General features: G+C 70.7%; 13 protein-coding genes. 8 read left to right on the plus strand and 5 right to left on the minus strand.

What is annotated here, in order from left to right; translation table 11 throughout:
- Nucleotides 1–117 precede the first annotated feature (117 nt).
- Together C6N31_RS13465 and panD are read right to left on the minus strand one after the other, a co-directional pair.
- Nucleotides 118–1,185: a helix-turn-helix transcriptional regulator gene (locus C6N31_RS13465; protein WP_198357602.1), complete on the minus strand. Its 1,068-nt coding sequence runs from the start codon at nucleotides 1,183–1,185 to the stop codon at nucleotides 118–120.
- Nucleotides 1,186–1,317: 132 nt separating this feature from the next.
- Nucleotides 1,318–1,743 (minus strand): aspartate 1-decarboxylase, encoded by a 426-nt coding sequence (gene panD, locus C6N31_RS13470; protein WP_138354209.1) that lies wholly within the window; start codon nucleotides 1,741–1,743, stop codon nucleotides 1,318–1,320.
- Between the two features lie 434 nt (nucleotides 1,744–2,177).
- On the opposite strand from panD, the gene C6N31_RS13475 reads away from it, so the two are divergent.
- Complete coding sequence (locus C6N31_RS13475; RefSeq protein WP_138354210.1) at nucleotides 2,178–4,781, plus strand: discoidin domain-containing protein; 2,604 nt, start codon at nucleotides 2,178–2,180, stop codon at nucleotides 4,779–4,781.
- A 103-nt stretch (nucleotides 4,782–4,884) separates the two neighbouring features.
- Here the strand turns inward: C6N31_RS13475 and C6N31_RS13480 are convergent, their stop codons facing one another.
- From C6N31_RS13480 to C6N31_RS13490, 3 genes are read right to left on the minus strand one after another with little or no spacing between them, the layout of a single operon-like run.
- Nucleotides 4,885–5,250, minus strand: coding sequence for a hypothetical protein (locus tag C6N31_RS13480; protein WP_244809595.1), 366 nt, complete (start codon nucleotides 5,248–5,250; stop codon nucleotides 4,885–4,887).
- On the minus strand, nucleotides 5,247–5,579 hold the full coding sequence (locus C6N31_RS13485) for an ArsR/SmtB family transcription factor (RefSeq protein ID WP_138354211.1): 333 nt from the start codon (nucleotides 5,577–5,579) through the stop codon (nucleotides 5,247–5,249). Before C6N31_RS13485 ends, C6N31_RS13480 begins: the two co-directional genes overlap by 4 nt.
- A gap of 5 nt (nucleotides 5,580–5,584) precedes the next feature.
- A complete protein-coding gene (locus C6N31_RS13490; protein ID WP_138354212.1) occupies nucleotides 5,585–5,773 on the minus strand; it encodes a hypothetical protein in 189 nt (62 codons plus the stop codon).
- Between the two features lie 183 nt (nucleotides 5,774–5,956).
- Here C6N31_RS13490 and C6N31_RS13495 point away from each other — a divergent pair, with 183 nt between their 5' ends.
- The 7 genes from C6N31_RS13495 (at nucleotide 5,957) to C6N31_RS13525 (ending at nucleotide 15,706) form a co-directional block, all read left to right on the plus strand.
- Nucleotides 5,957–8,089, plus strand: coding sequence for a discoidin domain-containing protein (locus tag C6N31_RS13495; RefSeq protein ID WP_138354213.1), 2,133 nt, complete (start codon nucleotides 5,957–5,959; stop codon nucleotides 8,087–8,089).
- 447 nt (nucleotides 8,090–8,536) lie between these two features.
- A complete protein-coding gene (locus C6N31_RS13500) occupies nucleotides 8,537–9,619 on the plus strand; it encodes an ABC transporter substrate-binding protein (protein WP_198357603.1) in 1,083 nt (360 codons plus the stop codon).
- Nucleotides 9,620–9,728: 109 nt separating this feature from the next.
- The gene (locus C6N31_RS13505; RefSeq protein ID WP_198357604.1) at nucleotides 9,729–11,387 is read left to right on the plus strand and encodes a sugar ABC transporter ATP-binding protein; all 1,659 of its coding nucleotides are present in this window, start codon (nucleotides 9,729–9,731) and stop codon (nucleotides 11,385–11,387) included.
- The gene (locus tag C6N31_RS13510) at nucleotides 11,384–12,355 is read left to right on the plus strand and encodes an ABC transporter permease (RefSeq protein WP_138354216.1); all 972 of its coding nucleotides are present in this window, start codon (nucleotides 11,384–11,386) and stop codon (nucleotides 12,353–12,355) included. Before C6N31_RS13505 ends, C6N31_RS13510 begins: the two co-directional genes overlap by 4 nt.
- Nucleotides 12,352–13,383, plus strand: coding sequence for an ABC transporter permease (locus C6N31_RS13515; RefSeq protein WP_138354217.1), 1,032 nt, complete (start codon nucleotides 12,352–12,354; stop codon nucleotides 13,381–13,383). Before C6N31_RS13510 ends, C6N31_RS13515 begins: the two co-directional genes overlap by 4 nt.
- Before the next feature lie 134 nt (nucleotides 13,384–13,517).
- Nucleotides 13,518–14,534 (plus strand): LacI family DNA-binding transcriptional regulator, encoded by a 1,017-nt coding sequence (locus C6N31_RS13520; protein WP_138354218.1) that lies wholly within the window; start codon nucleotides 13,518–13,520, stop codon nucleotides 14,532–14,534.
- A 71-nt stretch (nucleotides 14,535–14,605) separates the two neighbouring features.
- Complete coding sequence (locus tag C6N31_RS13525) at nucleotides 14,606–15,706, plus strand: aldose epimerase family protein (protein ID WP_138354219.1); 1,101 nt, start codon at nucleotides 14,606–14,608, stop codon at nucleotides 15,704–15,706.
- Nucleotides 15,707–15,764 lie beyond the last annotated feature (58 nt).

Here is a 15,764-nt window from a genome sequence, read left to right on the forward strand (position 1 = left end):
GACGGCGGGTCCAATGGACCGCTTGCGTATACCTACGCCTCAGCCGTATCAGCGGAACGTGACAAGGTTGTCGGATACCTGACAGTCATCGACCCGGCATTCCGCGTCACGTTCCTGTCAATCGGACGCCGCGGCTCCGTCTGCGGCCTCGTTCGCGGCCCTGTTCGCCTGCCCACCGGCGGTACCGCCCACCCCGGCGCCCTTCGCCGCGCCCGGCTCGTCGAGCCAGCCGTGCCGGGCCGCGTGCCAGACGAGTTGGACGCGGTTCTCCACGCCCGCCGCACGCTCCATCACCGCGAGATGGCGCTGCACCGTACGGACGGCGACCCCGAGCGCGCGGGCCATCGCCTGGTCGGTGCTGCCGTTCACCACCATCGCCAGGATCCGCAACTGGACGGCACTGCGCCCACCGGAACCCCGCTCCCGCAACGGCGTACTCGACGCCCACACCGCCTCGAAGAGCGCGACGATAGCGTCCAGCAGACCACTGGGACGCACCAACAGCATGGCCGGGCCCGGCACTTCGACCTCGGGGGCCAGCGGCAGCAGGGCCAGCGACCGGTCGGCGATGCAGAGCCGCATCGGCAGGCTCTGCGCCACCCGGACCTCCTCGCAGGCCGCTCGCCTGCCGCCCGCGCCGCCCAGGGCGCCGGGGGTCTCCAGCGCCGTCCGGTCGCGCACCACCCGGTGGCGGACGCCCTCGTCGAGCCGCTCCGCCACGTCCAGCGGGTCGTGCCACTCGCCGTCCGCGGGAAACGGGCCGCGGACGAACGAGGCGACCTCGGTCCGCGCGGAGCGCCGCAGTTGCTCGGCCCACAGGCCGGCCGCGCCGTAGCCCTCCACGACCTGGACGATCTCCTCGGACCGGTACCCCTCGTGCACCCGCTGGTACTCCACCGCCAGCCGGTCCAGCAACTCCCGCCCCTGCCGCAGCTGTTCCTGGGTCCTGGCCACCAGCGGCAGCAGTCCGACCCGCGGTGGCGCCGGATACCAGCGCCCGTCACCGCCGGACCGGGCCAGCCCGCGCGCCCCGAGCTCCGCGCAGACCGCCTCGGCCCGCGTCACCGGCACCCCGAGGTCCCGGGCCAGCCCGGCCGCCGCCACACCGCGCGTGGCCACCAGTAACCCGTAGGCCCGGTCCGCATCGGCGCTCAACCCCAGGGCCTCAAACGGACGTTCGGTCATGATCGGGCACACTAGCCGGAGTCGGCGCGCGGATCCCCCGGAATGCGGGTATGTCACACAGCCGATACGTAGCGTGACGTGCAGGGTCGCCCGCGCACTGCCACCACTTAAGGACCCGCGCGGCCCGACCGGCTACGCGGTGGAGCCCACGGCGTGCGGGCCACGTACGGTCGCACTGCCGGGAACCGGCTCGGACGGGTCCGCGCCCAGCGCGACGATCCGGTTGCCCTCGCCGACATGCACGATCTTCGGCTTCAGGGCGCGCGCCTCGGCGTCGTCGACCTGGGCGTAGCTGATCAGGATGACCAGATCGCCAGGGTGCACGAGATGCGCCGCGGCACCGTTGATCCCGATCACACCCGAACCGCGCTCGCCCTCGATGACGTACGTCTCCAGCCGGGCGCCGTTGTCGATGTCGACGATATGGACCAGCTCACCCGGCAGGAGGTCGGCCGCCTCCATGAGGTCGGCGTCGATCGTCACCGAGCCCACGTAGTGCAGGTCGGCCTCGGTCACCCGGGCACGGTGGATCTTGGACTTGAACATGGTGCGCTGCATGGCTGCGACTCCTGGCGGTGAAAGGTCGCGCCCCTGAAGGGTGCGCGCCGTCAGCGAACAGCGTAGGACATGCCCGGCGAAGCGCGGCGATGACCCCCGTCACGGTCTCGCCCGTGTTCAGAACCCGAAGACACCTACTTTCCGGGATACCCGCTGGTCATCGCTCCGCTTCAACATCTGTCGCAATTTCCGGGCCATTTACCGTTGTTCGCCGAGCTTCTCCCGGTCCCCGTTCGCACTGCGTGCACAACTCTTGACATGCAGGAAACACAGGGAGAACCATCGCGGTGTACCGGGAGAGCGCTCTCTCACGCGTGAGGACTCACCCGTGAGGACGCACCCGCATGTCGCTGCCCGCATCGCGTCGTCCGGCCACCGCACGGCCGGACGGCCACCGAGTCCTGCCCTCGCACGTGGAAACAGGAGAGTTGCTCATGCTCGCACCCCCCACCGGTCCACCTGCGCCGAGACCGACGGCGCCGGTGAACCTGCGCAACACGGCCGTGGCGGTCATCACGGCGCTGATCGCCTCGCTGCTCCTCTTCATCCCCTCGCACTCCGCGCACGCGGCGGGCACCCTCCTGTCGCAGGGCAAGACCGCGACGGCGTCGTCCACCGAGAACGGCGGCACCCCCGCCGCGGCCGCGGTCGACGGCAACACCGGCACCCGCTGGTCCAGCGCCGCCGCCGATCCCCAGTGGATCCAGGTCGACCTCGGCGCCACCGCCACCATCAGCCGGATAGCCCTCACCTGGGAGACTGCGTCCGCCAAGGCCTTCGCGATCCAGGTCTCCGACAACGGCACCACCTGGACCGACGCGTACTCCACCACGACGGGCCCCGGCGGTAGCCAGACGCTGGACGTCAACGCTTCCGGGCGCTACGTCCGTATGTACGGCACCGTCCGCGCCACCGGCTACGGCTACTCCCTCTGGGAGTTCCAGGTCTTCGGCACCCCGGGCGGCACCACGCCGCCCACCGGGGGCACGCTGCTCTCGCAGGGCAAGGCCGCCACGGCGTCGTCCACCGAGAACGCGGGCACGCCCGCCGCCTCCGCGGTCGACGGCAACACCGGCACCCGCTGGTCCAGCGCCGCGACCGACCCGCAGTGGCTCCAGGTCGACCTCGGCGCCACCGCGACCATCAGCTCCGTCACCCTCAACTGGGAAGCGGCGTACGCCAAAGCCTTCAAGGTCCAGACGTCCGACAACGCGTCGACGTGGACCGACGTCTACTCCACCAGCACGGGCACCGGCGGCAACCAGACGCTGAACGTGACCGGCACCGGGCGCTACGTCCGGGTCTACGGCACCACCCGCGCGACCGTATACGGCTACTCGCTGTGGGAGTTCCAGGTCTACGGCACCCCGGGCGGCACCACCGACCCCGGTGGCCCGATCGAGGGCGGCGGTGACCTCGGTCCCAACGTGAAGGTCTTCGACCCGTCCACCCCCAACATCCAGGGGACGCTGGACCAGATCTTCACGCAGCAGGAGTCGGCCCAGTTCGGCACCGGCCGGTACCAGCTGTTCTTCAAGCCGGGCACGTACAGCGGCCTGAACGCGCAGATCGGCTTCTACACCTCGATCTCGGGTCTCGGCCTCAACCCCGACGACACCCAGATCAACGGTGACATCACCGTCGACGCCGGCTGGATGGCGGGCAACGCCACCCAGAACTTCTGGCGCTCCGCGGAGAACCTGGCGATCACGCCGTCCAACGGCACCGACCGGTGGGCGGTCGCGCAGGCCGCGCCCTTCCGCCGGATCCACGTCAAGGGCGGGCTGAACCTGGCGCCCGCGAGCTACGGCTGGGCGAGCGGCGGCTACATCGCCGACAGCAAGATCGACGGCACCGTCGGCCCGTACTCGCAGCAGCAGTGGTACACCCGTGACAGCTCGGTCGGCGGCTGGACCAACGGCGTCTGGAACATGGTGTTCTCGGGTGTCCAGGGCGCTCCGGCGCAGGGCTTCCCGAACCCCGTGTACACGACGCTCGCCACCACCCCGGTGTCGCGCGAGAAGCCGTACATGTACCTGGACGGCAACGACTACAAGGTCTTCGTCCCGTCCAAGCGCGTCAACGCCGTCGGTACGTCCTGGCCGAACACGCCGGGCACCTCGCTTCCGCTGAGCCAGTTCTACGTGGCGAAGCCGGGGGTCTCCGCGGCGACCATCAACGCGGCGCTCGCCCAGGGTCTCAATCTGCTCTTCACTCCTGGCGTCTACCACGTCGACCAGGCGATCAACGTGACCCGCGCCGACACCGTCGTGCTCGGTCTCGGCCTGGCCACCATCGTTCCGGACAACGGCGTGACAGCGGTCAAGGTCGCCGACGTCAACGGCGTCAAGCTGGCCGGCTTCCTGATCGACGCCGGTACGGTCAACTCGCCGGTGCTGCTGCAGATCGGCCCGGCCGGATCCTCCGCCGGCCACGCCGCCGACCCCACGTCCATGCAGGACGTGTTCGTGCGGATCGGTGGCGCGGGCCCCGGCCAGGCGACCACCGCGGTCGAGGTGAACAGCAACGACACGATCATCGACCACACCTGGCTGTGGCGCGCCGACCACGGCGCGGGCGTCGGCTGGAACACCAACCCGTCCGACTACGGGCTGAAGGTCAACGGCGCCAATGTGCTGGCGACCGGACTCTTCGTCGAGCACTTCAAGAAGTACGACGTGGAGTGGAGCGGCGAGAACGGCAGGACGATCTTCTTCCAGAACGAGATCGCCTACGACCCGCCGAACCAGGCCGCCATCCAGAACGGCAGCATCAGGGGCTTCGCCGCCTACAAGGTCGACGACAACGTCACGACGCATGAGGGCTGGGGCCTCGGCAGTTACTGCAACTTCACCGCGGATCCGACGATCGTGCAGGACCACGGTTTCGAGGCACCGAACAAGCCGGGCGTGAGGTTCCACGACCTGCTGGTGGTGTCGCTCGGCGGCATGGGCCAGTACGCCCACGTCATCAACGACGTCGGGTCGCCGACGTCGGGTACCTCGACGGTGCCGTCCACGGTGACGTCGTACCCGTAACCCGCTGACGGCATGAGTACGGGGCGCGGGGCGGCACGGAAGTGGGCCGCCCCGTGTCACAGCAGGAGGAGAGCGCTCTCCCTCTGTATGCCTCAGCAGGTGTTCAGAGGGTCCGCAGCAGTTGTTCGGCGCCGGCGACCGCGAGGAGACCGGCGCCCAGCAGCCACATGGCCACCCGGGTCCGGCCCTTCCGGCTCAGCTCGATGACCACGCCGCACACGATCAGCGCCGCCCCGTACACGCCCACGACCAGGACCGACGGCTGGTCGCCGAGCCGCACCACCAGCACGGCCGCCGCGACGGCCATGAAGAACGCGGCGACGACGATGCGGATCCGGCGCGCCTGCCGGGGAGTCAGCGGCTGATGACGGAAGTCGCGGATCAGGGCGAGCCGCTCCCGCGGTGTCGCGTCCTGCCATCGCGGGCCGAGCTGCTGGCTGTCGAGTTCTTCATCGCCGGTTGTGGTCACGGGCTGAGCCTAGGGCCTGGGACGTGGCCCGCGGCCACTTCACCGACCAGTCCGTTCAGGACCCGGCGTGACGCCCGCATCAGATCGGCGACATCCCCGGCAGACAGGGAGTAGACCACGGTGTCCTTCTCACGGGTCGAGGTGACGATCCCCGACCGGCGCAGGATCGCCAGCTGCTGCGAGAGGTTGGAGCGCTCCACCTCGATCGCGGCCAGCAGCTCGCGGACCGGCATCGGCCCGTCCTGCAGCAGCTCCAGGACCCGGATGCGGACCGGGTGCCCCAGCATCCGGAAGAGCTCCGCCTTCGCCTGGTACAGCGGAACCGGCACGGTCCTCACGTCCTCTCGCCCCCGTCGGCCGCGGGGAGCTCGACACCATGGAGCCTGGCCAGCCCCAGCGATTCCTCCAGCGCGTCGAGGGCCCCGGAGATCGCCCCGTACTCGCCGCTGTCCACCGCTGCCGCCAGGGCGGCACGCGCTTCCGCCACCTGCCCACGGACCGCCTCGGGTGTCATCTCCGTCATCGCACCTCCCGCATGCCGCCCCCCTTGATGAGGACATGATGTACGGAAGTGAAGAATTCTTCAATTCACCCGGCCAGGCCGGTTCGCGCTCACCGCGGTGGAGCGCTCTCCCCCTTCTGACGTGATGGCGGCACCGCCGCACTCATCCCTGCGCAGAGAGCGCTTCCACCGATAGGAGATGCCATGACAGGCAGTCCCGGCACCATCCGGCCCCGCCGGAAGCCCCATCGACACCCCTGGCGGCCCCTCGTCCTGACCCTGGTCGCCGCACTGGTGGCAGCCCTTTCCCTGACTGCGGCCGGAGCCCCCGCGCAAGCGGCCGACGCGCTGCTGTCGCAGGGGAAGCCGGTGACGGCGTCGTCCACGGAGAACGCCGGCACTCCCGCTTCCGCGGCCGTCGACGGCAACGCCGGGACCCGTTGGTCCAGCGCCGCCGCCGATCCGCAGTGGCTGCGGGTCGATCTCGGCGCGACTGCCACGATCAGCAAGGTCGTGCTCAACTGGGAGACCGCGTACGGCTCCGCGTACCAGATCCAGACGTCGCCCGACGGCACCGACTGGACCACGGTGTACACGACCACCACCGGCGCGGGCGGCACCGAGACCCTCAACGTCACCGGCAGCGGCCGGTACGTGCGGATCAACGGGACCGTCCGGCACACCCAGTACGGCTACTCCCTGTGGGAGTTCCAGGTCTACGGCACCACCGGCCCCACCACTCCCGCCTGCGGCACCGCCGACGCCGCGCTGAACCAGCCGGCGACCGCGTCCTCCACCGAGAACGCCGGCACCCCCGCGACCGCGGCGGTGGACGGCAACGCCGGGACCCGCTGGTCCAGCGCCGCCGCCGACCCCCAGTGGCTCCAGGTCGACCTCGGCACCGGCCAGAGCATCTGCGGAGTGCAGCTGAGCTGGGAGACCGCCTACGCCAGGGCCTACCAGATCCAGACCTCGGCGGACGGCATCAACTGGACCACGATCCACTCCACCACCACGGGACCGGGCGCGACCGAACTGATCACGTTGTCGGGAACCGGCCGCTACATCCGCGTGTACGGCACCCAGCGCGCCACCGCGTACGGGTACTCGCTCTGGGAGTTCCAGGTCTTCACCACCGGCGGCGGCACGCAGCCGCCCCAGGACGGCTCGGCGCTGCTCTCGTACAACAAGCCGGCCACCGCCTCGACCTACCAGAACGCCAACAGCTGCACCGGCTGCACCCCGGCCAAGGCCCTCGACGAGGACCCGGCCACCCGGTGGGCGACCAGCGACACCAACGGCTGGGTCGACCCCGGCTGGATCGCCGTCGACCTGGGCGCGACCGCGCACGTCACCAAGGTCGTGCTCCAGTGGGACCCGGCCTACGCCACCGCCTACCAGATCCAGGTCTCGCCCGACGGCACCAACTGGGCGAGCATCTACTCCACCACCACCGGCAAGGGCTTCAAGGAGACCCTGACCGTCGACGGCAACGGCCGCTATGTGCGGATGTACGGCACCGCCCGCAGCAGCAGCTACGGCTACTCGCTGTGGACCTTCGACGTCTACGGCACCGGTGGCAGCCCCACGGCGCCGCCCGCCCTGCCGCCGAACCCCGGCAACCCCGAACACCTGGTGTGGAGCGACGAGTTCAACGGCGCCGCGGGCACCAGGCCGGACACCGGCAAGTGGACCCAGGACGTCGGCAACGGCCAGAACGGCGAGCTCGAGTACTACACCAACGGTGACAACACCGCCATGGACGGCGCGGGCAACCTCGTCATCGAAGCGCGCAAGGAGGCCAGCGGCCAGTACACCTCCGGCCGGATCAACACCTCGGACCACTTCAACTTCACCTACGGCCACGTCGAGGCGCGGATCAAGGTGAGCGGCACGCAGGGCCTGTGGCCCGCGTTCTGGATGCTCGGGTCCAACTTCAAGACCGGTACGCCGTGGCCGAACTCCGGTGAGATCGACATCATGGAGCATGTCGGCAAGGTCGCCGACTCGGTCTACTCCACGCTGCACGCCCCGGCCTACAACGGCGGAAACGGCTACGGCTCGCCGTACACCCTCGCGGGCAGCGACTTCGCCTCGGCCTTCCACATCTACGCCGTGGACTGGGACTCCACCCACATGACGTTCTCGGTGGACGGCCACGCCTTCTTCACCGCGGACAAGGCGGTGGTGGAGTCGACGAGGGGCCCGTGGGTGTACGACCACCCCTTCTACCTCATCCTCAACAACGCGGTCGGCGGTGACTGGCCCGGGGCGCCCGACGCCACGACCGTCCTCCCGCAGAAGATGCAGATCGACTACGTGCGCGTCTCCCAGTAGGACGCCGCCGCCACGCCCGCTCGGGCGCCGGCTGCCGGTCGGGCCCCGTCCACACCTGGACGGGGCCCGACCGGCATTTCGGCATGCATCGTTGGAAAGAAGGTCCACGCAGTCCACGCAGTCCACGCAGTCCACGCAGTCCACGCAGTCCACGCAGGACATCAACGATGGGTGCCGGATGGCGAGTTCCAGGCCGGACACATTTTGGAAATGCGGGAACCGAACGCTTGTCGGCGCCGCGCAGCGCGTATATAACGTTGTAAAGCCGAGTGGCGGGAGAGCCTCCTCAGCCGCCGGATCACCGGTATCGGCGCACGTCACCTCGCTGCCCGGGCACCGCGCTCCCCTCGCGCGGCGGTCCGCCGGCGTGCGCGCCCCGCAGAACTCCAGGACCGGACCACGTACTGCTCGGCGGCATCGCCGTCGTACCCAAGGAGTGTCGTGAGCATGACCACCCAGAGATCCCGCACCCTCGCCGCCGCCTGTGTACTCGTCGTGATGGCCGGGCTGGCGACCGCCGGCTGCTCGAAGCAGGAGACGACCGACAAGGCCACCGGCGACACCGGCGCGGAAGCGCAGACCGTCGCGCCCACCACCGGTGCCGCGGGCACGGGCTGCACGCTGCAGAGCTACGGCGCCACCAAGCTGGACCTCAAGAACGCGGTGGTCGGCTTCTCCCAGTCCGAGAAGGAGGCCAACCCCTTCCGGATCGCGGAGACCCAGTCGATCAAGGAGGAGGCCACCAAGCTCGGTGTGAAGAAGCTGCTCACCACCAACGCCCAGTCCCAGCTGCCCAAGCAGATCAGCGACATCCAGGACATGCTCTCCCAGGGAGCGCAGCTGCTCATCGTCGCGCCGCTCAACTCCGACGGGCTGGAGCCGGCGCTGCAGGCCGCCGCGGCCAAGCACGTCCCGGTCATCACCATCGACCGCAAGCTCAACGCCACCGCCTGCAAGGACTATGTGGCCTTTCTCGGCTCCAACTTCGTCGAGCAGGGCAAGCGCGCGGCCGACGCGATGATCAAGGCGACCGGCGGCAAGGGCAAGGTGGCGATCCTGCTCGGGGCGTCGGGCAACAACGTCACCACCGACCGCACCAAGGGCTTCGTGGACCAGCTCAAGGCCCAGGCGCCCGGACTGGAGATCGTCGCCCAGCAGACCGGCGAGTTCGCCCGTGACAAGGGCCAGCAGGTCATGGAGCAGCTCATCCAGTCCAAGCCGGACATCACCGCCGTCTACGCCGAGAACGACGAGATGGGCCTCGGCGCGGTCACCGCGCTCAAGGGCGCGAACAAGAAGCCGGGCAAGGACATCAAGATCGTGTCGGTCGACGGCACCCGCAACGCCGTCCAGGCGCTGGTCAACGGCGAGTACAACGCCGTCATCGAGTCCAACCCGCGCTTCGGGCCGCTGGCGTTCGCCACCGCCCAGAAGTTCTTCGGCGGCGAGGGCATCCCGGAGAACGTGATCATCTCCGACCGGGCGTACGACGACAGCAACGCCAAGGCGTCGCTGGGCGGGGCGTACTGACCCGGGCCCACAGCCCCGAGCCCGAGGCCGCAGGCCGCGCGACGGGCCGCCCCCGCACCGGCGCGGGCGGTCCGGACCCCCACCAGCTCTCCCCCGGAAGGCCACGACCATGGCACCATCCGAAGCCGTCGAGGCGGCGTCCGTGCCGGCCGGCACCGCGGAACCACCCGGCGCACCGGCCGTGTTGGAGGCCGTCCGCGTCAGCAAACGCTTCCCCGGCGTGGTGGCGCTCGACGAGGTGTCCTTCGCCCTGCGGGCCGGTGAGATCCACGCACTGGTCGGGGAGAACGGCGCCGGCAAGTCGACGCTGATCAAGCTGCTCACCGGCGTCCACCGCCCGGACGGCGGGGAGCTGCGGCTCGGCGACGCCCCGGTCTCGTTCCACCGCCCCTACGAGGCGCAGCAGGCGGGGATCTCGACCATCTACCAGGAGGTCAACCTCGTCCCCCTGATGAGCGTGGCCCGCAACATCTTCCTCGGCCGTGAGCCCAAGAACCGGTTCGGTCTGATCGACTTCCCCCGGATGCACCGCGAGGCCGCCGAGCTGCTGACCGGCTTCGGGGTCAGGGCCGATCCGCGCCGGCCGCTGCACACGCTCGGCGTCGGCACCCAGCAGATGGTGGCCCTGGCGCGGGCGGTGTCCGTGCGGGCCCGGGTGGTCGTGATGGACGAGCCCACGTCCTCGCTCGAACCCCGCGAGGTCGAGACGCTCTTCCGGGTGATCGGCGAGCTGCACGGCCGCGGCATCGCGATCGTCTACGTCAGCCACCGGCTGGACGAGCTGTACCGGATCTGCGACCGCGTCACGGTCCTGCGGGACGGCTGGCATGTGCACACCGGCGAGCTGCGCGAGCTCGACCGGATGCGGCTGGTGTCGATGATGCTCGGCCGCGAGATCGCGGAGGTCCGCCGGCACGGCACCACCGGTTTCGGCGACGGGCACCAGGCCGAACGTCGGCCCGTACTCACCGCGACCGGGCTGACCAGCGGGCAGGTACTGCGTGACGTCGGCCTGGAACTGCATCCGGGCGAAGTGCTCGGGCTGGGCGGGCTGCTGGGCTCCGGTCGCAGCGAGACCGCCAAGGCCGTGGCCGGGGCGCTGGCGCTGGACGGCGGCGAGATCAGCGTCGGCGGCCGCCCCCTGCGCCGGCTCACCCCCGCCGCGGCGATCAGGGCCGGGATCAGCCTGCTGCCCGAGGACCGCAAGGCCGAGGGCATCGTCCCCGGTCTGTCGGTCCGGGAGAACATCGTGCTCGCCGCGCTGCCCCGGCTCTCGCGCGCCGGGATCGTCTCGCGCGGGCGGCAGGACCGCATCGTCGACGTGTTCATGAAGCGGCTGCGGATCAAGGCGTCCAGCCCGGAGCAGAAGGTCGGCGAACTGTCCGGCGGCAACCAGCAGAAGGTGCTGCTGGCCCGCTGGCTCTGCCTGGAGCCCAAGGTCCTGCTGCTCGACGAGCCCACCCGCGGCATCGACGTGGGCGCCAAGGCCGAGGTGCAGGCGCTGATCGACGACCTCGCGCAGGAGGGTCTGGCGGTGCTGCTGATCTCCTCCGACATCGAGGAGCTCATCGAGGGCTCCGACCGCATCCTCGTCCTGCGCGGCGGCGCGGTGGCGGGCGAACTGACCGGCGACCGGGTCGAGGAGAGCGAACTCCTCGCCGTCCTGGCCGACGAGACAGCTGATGAGACAGCTGATGCGACAGTCGGTGCGACGAAGGGATCCGCGGCCCCCGAAGAACCCGCTGCCCCCAAGGAGGACCGGCGATGACCGATGTCCCCATCACCCTCTCCGCCCGCGGCCTCGACAGGTCCCGGGTCACCGGACTGCTCCAGCGGTACGGCGTCTACGGCGCCGTCGCCGCGCTCCTGGTCTTCAACGCGGTCTTCACCGACCACTTCCTGACCGTCGGCAATCTGCGCACCCAGCTCGTCCAGGTCTCCCCCATCGTCATCGTCGCGCTCGGCATGGCGCTGGTCATCGGCACCGAGGGCGTCGATCTGTCGGTCGGGTCCACGATGGCGCTCGCCAGCGCGCTGCTGCCGCTCTACCTCGGCTACGGCCTGGCCCCGGCGCTGCTGCTCGCGCTGTTCGCCGGGGTCGTGGTCGGCCTGGTGAACGGCTCGCTGGTCGCCCTCGTGGGACTGCAGCCCATCGTCGCCACCCTCGCGCTGTTCGTCGGCGGCCGCGGTCTGGCGCTGGTCATCGCGGACGGACAGCTCAAACAGATTCAGAACCGCGACCTGTTGGGCCTGGGCACCGACAGCCTGCTGGGCATCCCGCTGGTCGTCCTGATCGCCGGAGTGCTCGCGATCGTCATCGCGTTCCTCGTCCAGCGCACCACCTTCGGGCGGCAGCTGGTCGCGGTCGGCGGCAACCGGGCCGCCGCCGCGCTGGCCGGTCTGCCCGTCAAGCGCGTGCTGATCGGCGTGTACGTGGTGTGCGGTGTCCTGGCGGCGCTGGCCGGTGTCCTCGCCACCGCGCGGCTGACCGCCAGCGATCCCTCCGCGCTCGGCAATCTGATGGAGCTGTCCGCCATCACCGCCGTGGTCGTCGGCGGCACCCCGCTGACCGGTGGCTCGGTACGGGTCCTGGGCACGGTGACGGGCGCCCTGCTGATGCAGCTGCTGCACGCCACCCTGGTCACCCACAACCTGCACGACTCCACCGCCCAGATGGCCCAGGCGGCCATCATCCTCGTCGCCGTCTATGTCGCCCGGGAGCGTCGATCCCGATGAAATCCCTCGTCAAAGCCACCTCCGCACCCACCGTCCCCCGACAGGCGGCCCCGGCGTACGCCGCCCGCCCCACCGGCCGGCGGCGCGCGGCCGAACTGCTGCAGCGCCAGGGCGTCCTCGTGGTCCTGCTGCTGGTGGTTCTCGTCTCCTCGTTCGTCTTCCCGTCCTTCGCGAGCCTGGACAACGCGCGCGGCGTGACGGTCCAGGCGTCCTTCCTGTCGATCGTCGCCCTCGGGATGACGCTGGTGATCATCACCGGCGGGATCGACCTGTCCGTCGGTTCCGTCTTCGCGCTCGGCGGCGTGCTCGCGGCCTGGGCCTCGCAGTGGGGCGTGCTGCCCGCGCTCCTGGTGCCGCTCGCCGTCTGCGGGGCGATCGGGGCGGTGAACGGCCTGCTCGTCGCGCGGGCCGGCATGGCGCCGTTCATCGTGACGCTGGCTTCGCTGCTCGGCGCCCGTGGACTGCTGCTCGCCCTCACCCACGAAGGCGCCACCACCTATCTCGTGCCGCGCGGCTCGGCCTTCGCCGAACTGGGCGGCGGCAGCCTCGGGGGCTTCGGGTACCCGGTGTTCATCGCGCTGGCGCTGTTCGCGGGCGGCGGTCTGGTGCTGCAACGCACCTCGTTCGGCCAGACCCTGTTCGCGGTCGGCGGCAGCAGCGACGCCGCCACCTTGATGGGTCTGCCGGTGGCCAGGACGAAGGTCCTGGTCTACGTGCTGAGCGGGCTGCTGGCCGGGCTCGCCGGCGCGCTCAACGCCGCCCGGCTCTCCTCGGGCGTCACCATCATCGGGGTAGGGATGGAACTCGACGCCATCGCCGCCGTGGTGATCGGCGGCACGCTGCTGGTCGGCGGCGCGGGGTCGGTCTCCGGCACGCTGTGGGGTGTCCTGCTGCTGGCGGTGATCCAGAATCTGATCAACCAGATCGGCTCGCTGAACTCCTCCTACCAGTCGGTCGTCAGCGGCGGCTTCCTGATCCTCGTGGTGGTCGCCCAGCGCTATCTGTCCACGGCCCGCCGCAGTACCTGAACCCGCCCGGCTCCGCCGCCGGTCGTGGACCGGGCGGAGCCGGACGCAGCACACTGGGGCCGGAAACCGCCGGGTCTCAACAGCCGGGCCCCAACAGCCCGGATCTCGACAGCTCGGCCGAAGGAAGGACATTCGTGGGCGCCAGCCTCAAGGACGTCGCGCAGCTGGCGGGCGTTTCCATCAAGACCGTCTCGAACGTGGTCAACAACTATCCGCACGTCACTCCCGGAATGCGCGCGAAGGTGCAACGGGCCATCGACGAGCTCGGCTACCGCCCCAACCTGACCGCCCGGCATCTGCGCAAGGGCCGCACCGGAATCATCGCGCTCGCCGTCCCCGAACTGGGCAACCCGTACTTCGCGGAACTCGCGGGCGCCGTCGTCGACGCCGCCGCCCGGCACGACTACACCGTCCTGCTCGACCACACGGCGGGCGAACGGCAGAAGGAGATCCTGGTCTCCCAGGGCTTCCGCGCCCATGTCATCGACGGCCTCATCCTCAGCCCCATCGAGCTGGAGGCCGCCGACCTGCTGGGCCGGACCGATGACGCCCCGCTGGTGCTGCTCGGTGAGCGCGAGTACGACGCGCCCTACGACCAGATCGCCATCGACAACGTCTCCGCCGCGCGCACCGCCGTACGCCATCTCACCGGGCTCGGGCACCGCCGGATCGCGTTCCTCGGCGCCCGCAGGGAGAGCGCCAGGCAACCCGCCCATCTGCGGCTGCGCGGCTGGCGGGAGGAGCTGACCGCCGCCGGACTGCCCTGCGACGACTCGCTGGTGGCCGCCACCGACGGCTACGGCCGGGTCGACGGCGCCGCCGCCATGAACGCCCTGCTGGACCGCGGGGAGCGGCCCGACGCCGTCTTCGCGTACAACGACCTGATCGCGATCGGCGCGATGCGCGCGCTGACCGACCGCGGGCTGCGGGTACCGGACGATGTCGCCGTGGTCGGCTTCGACGACATCGAGGAGGGGCGGTTCTCGACCATCGCCCTCACCACGGTCTCCCCCGACAAGCAGGCCATCGCCCGGCTCGCGGTCGAGCGGGTGGTGGCCCGGCTCGCGGGCGCCCCCCACCTGGTGCCGGAGCGGATCCAGCCCGGCTACACGCTGGTGGCCAGGGAGTCCACCGCCCGCCGGCCGGGCTGATCCGGGCCGCCCTCCATGGGCACCGACCGCCGCGTATCCGTCCAGCACCGCACCCTTCCCGAGGACTCACCATGCCCCGACCCGCAGCGCACCGTGAACCGTTCGGCGTCACCCCGGACGGCCGGGCCGTGGACCGCTGGACGCTGCGGTCGGCGACCGGAGTCACCGCCGAGGTCCTCACCTACGGGGGCATCCTGCACGCCCTCACGGTCCCGGACCGCGCGGGCCACAGCTGTTCCGTCGTCCTGGCGCTGCCGGACCTGGAGAGCTACGCCGCACCGAACCCGTATGTCGGAGCCCTGGTCGGGCGCTACGCCAACCGCATCGCGGGCGGCCGGTTCACCCTCGACGGGCAGGAACACCACATACCGGCCAACGACCACGGGCACGCCCTGCACGGCGGCCCCGAGGGTTTCAACAGCCGGGTGTGGCAGGCGGAACCGGTCGGCGACGGCGCCGACGTACGGCTGACGCTGCGCAGCCCCGACGGCGACATGGGATTCCCCGGTGAGCTGACGGTGACGGCGACGTACGCGCTCGACGACCGGGGCACGCTCTCCGTCACCTTCGAAGCCGTCACCGACCGGCCGACGGTCATCAACCTCACCCACCACGCCTACTTCAACCTGGCGGGAACGGGAGCGGGGGTGGGGGCAGGGGCTGGGTCGGGGCCGGGCGCTGTGCTGGACCACTGGCTGAGCGTCGGCGCGGACAGCTATCTCCCGGTGTCGGCGGACGCGATCCCGCTCGGCCCGGCCCGGGAAGTGGCCGGCACGCCCTTCGACTTCACCGCACCTCGGCGGCTGGGCGACGGCCTGGCGACGGACCATCCGCAGCTGAAGGACGCCAACGGATACGACCATTGCTGGGTCCTGCGCCCGCCGGAGGGTCCTGACGGTCTGCGGGCCGCCGCCCTGCTGCGCGATCCCGCGTCCGGCCGGGAACTCCAGGTCTGGACGACCGAGCCCGGCCTCCAGGTCTATACGTCCAACCACCTCGACGGCTCGCTCACCGACGCCGAAGGCAACCGCCATGAGCGGCACGGAGCCGTCTGCCTGGAGACCCAGCACTTCCCCGACTCACCGAACCGGCCTTCCTACCCCACGACCGTGCTGCGTCCCGGCTCCGCTTTCCGCAGCCGCACCGAATTCCGCTTCCCCCACCTGCTCTGAGCGTGCGTCGGTGGTCCCGTGGGGCGGCGGTGTGCCGCCCCACGGAAGCCGGTCAGGA

The organism is Streptomyces fildesensis (genome assembly GCF_016107395.1).
In the GTDB taxonomy this organism is placed as follows: Bacteria; Actinomycetota; Actinomycetes; order Streptomycetales; family Streptomycetaceae; genus Actinacidiphila; species Actinacidiphila fildesensis.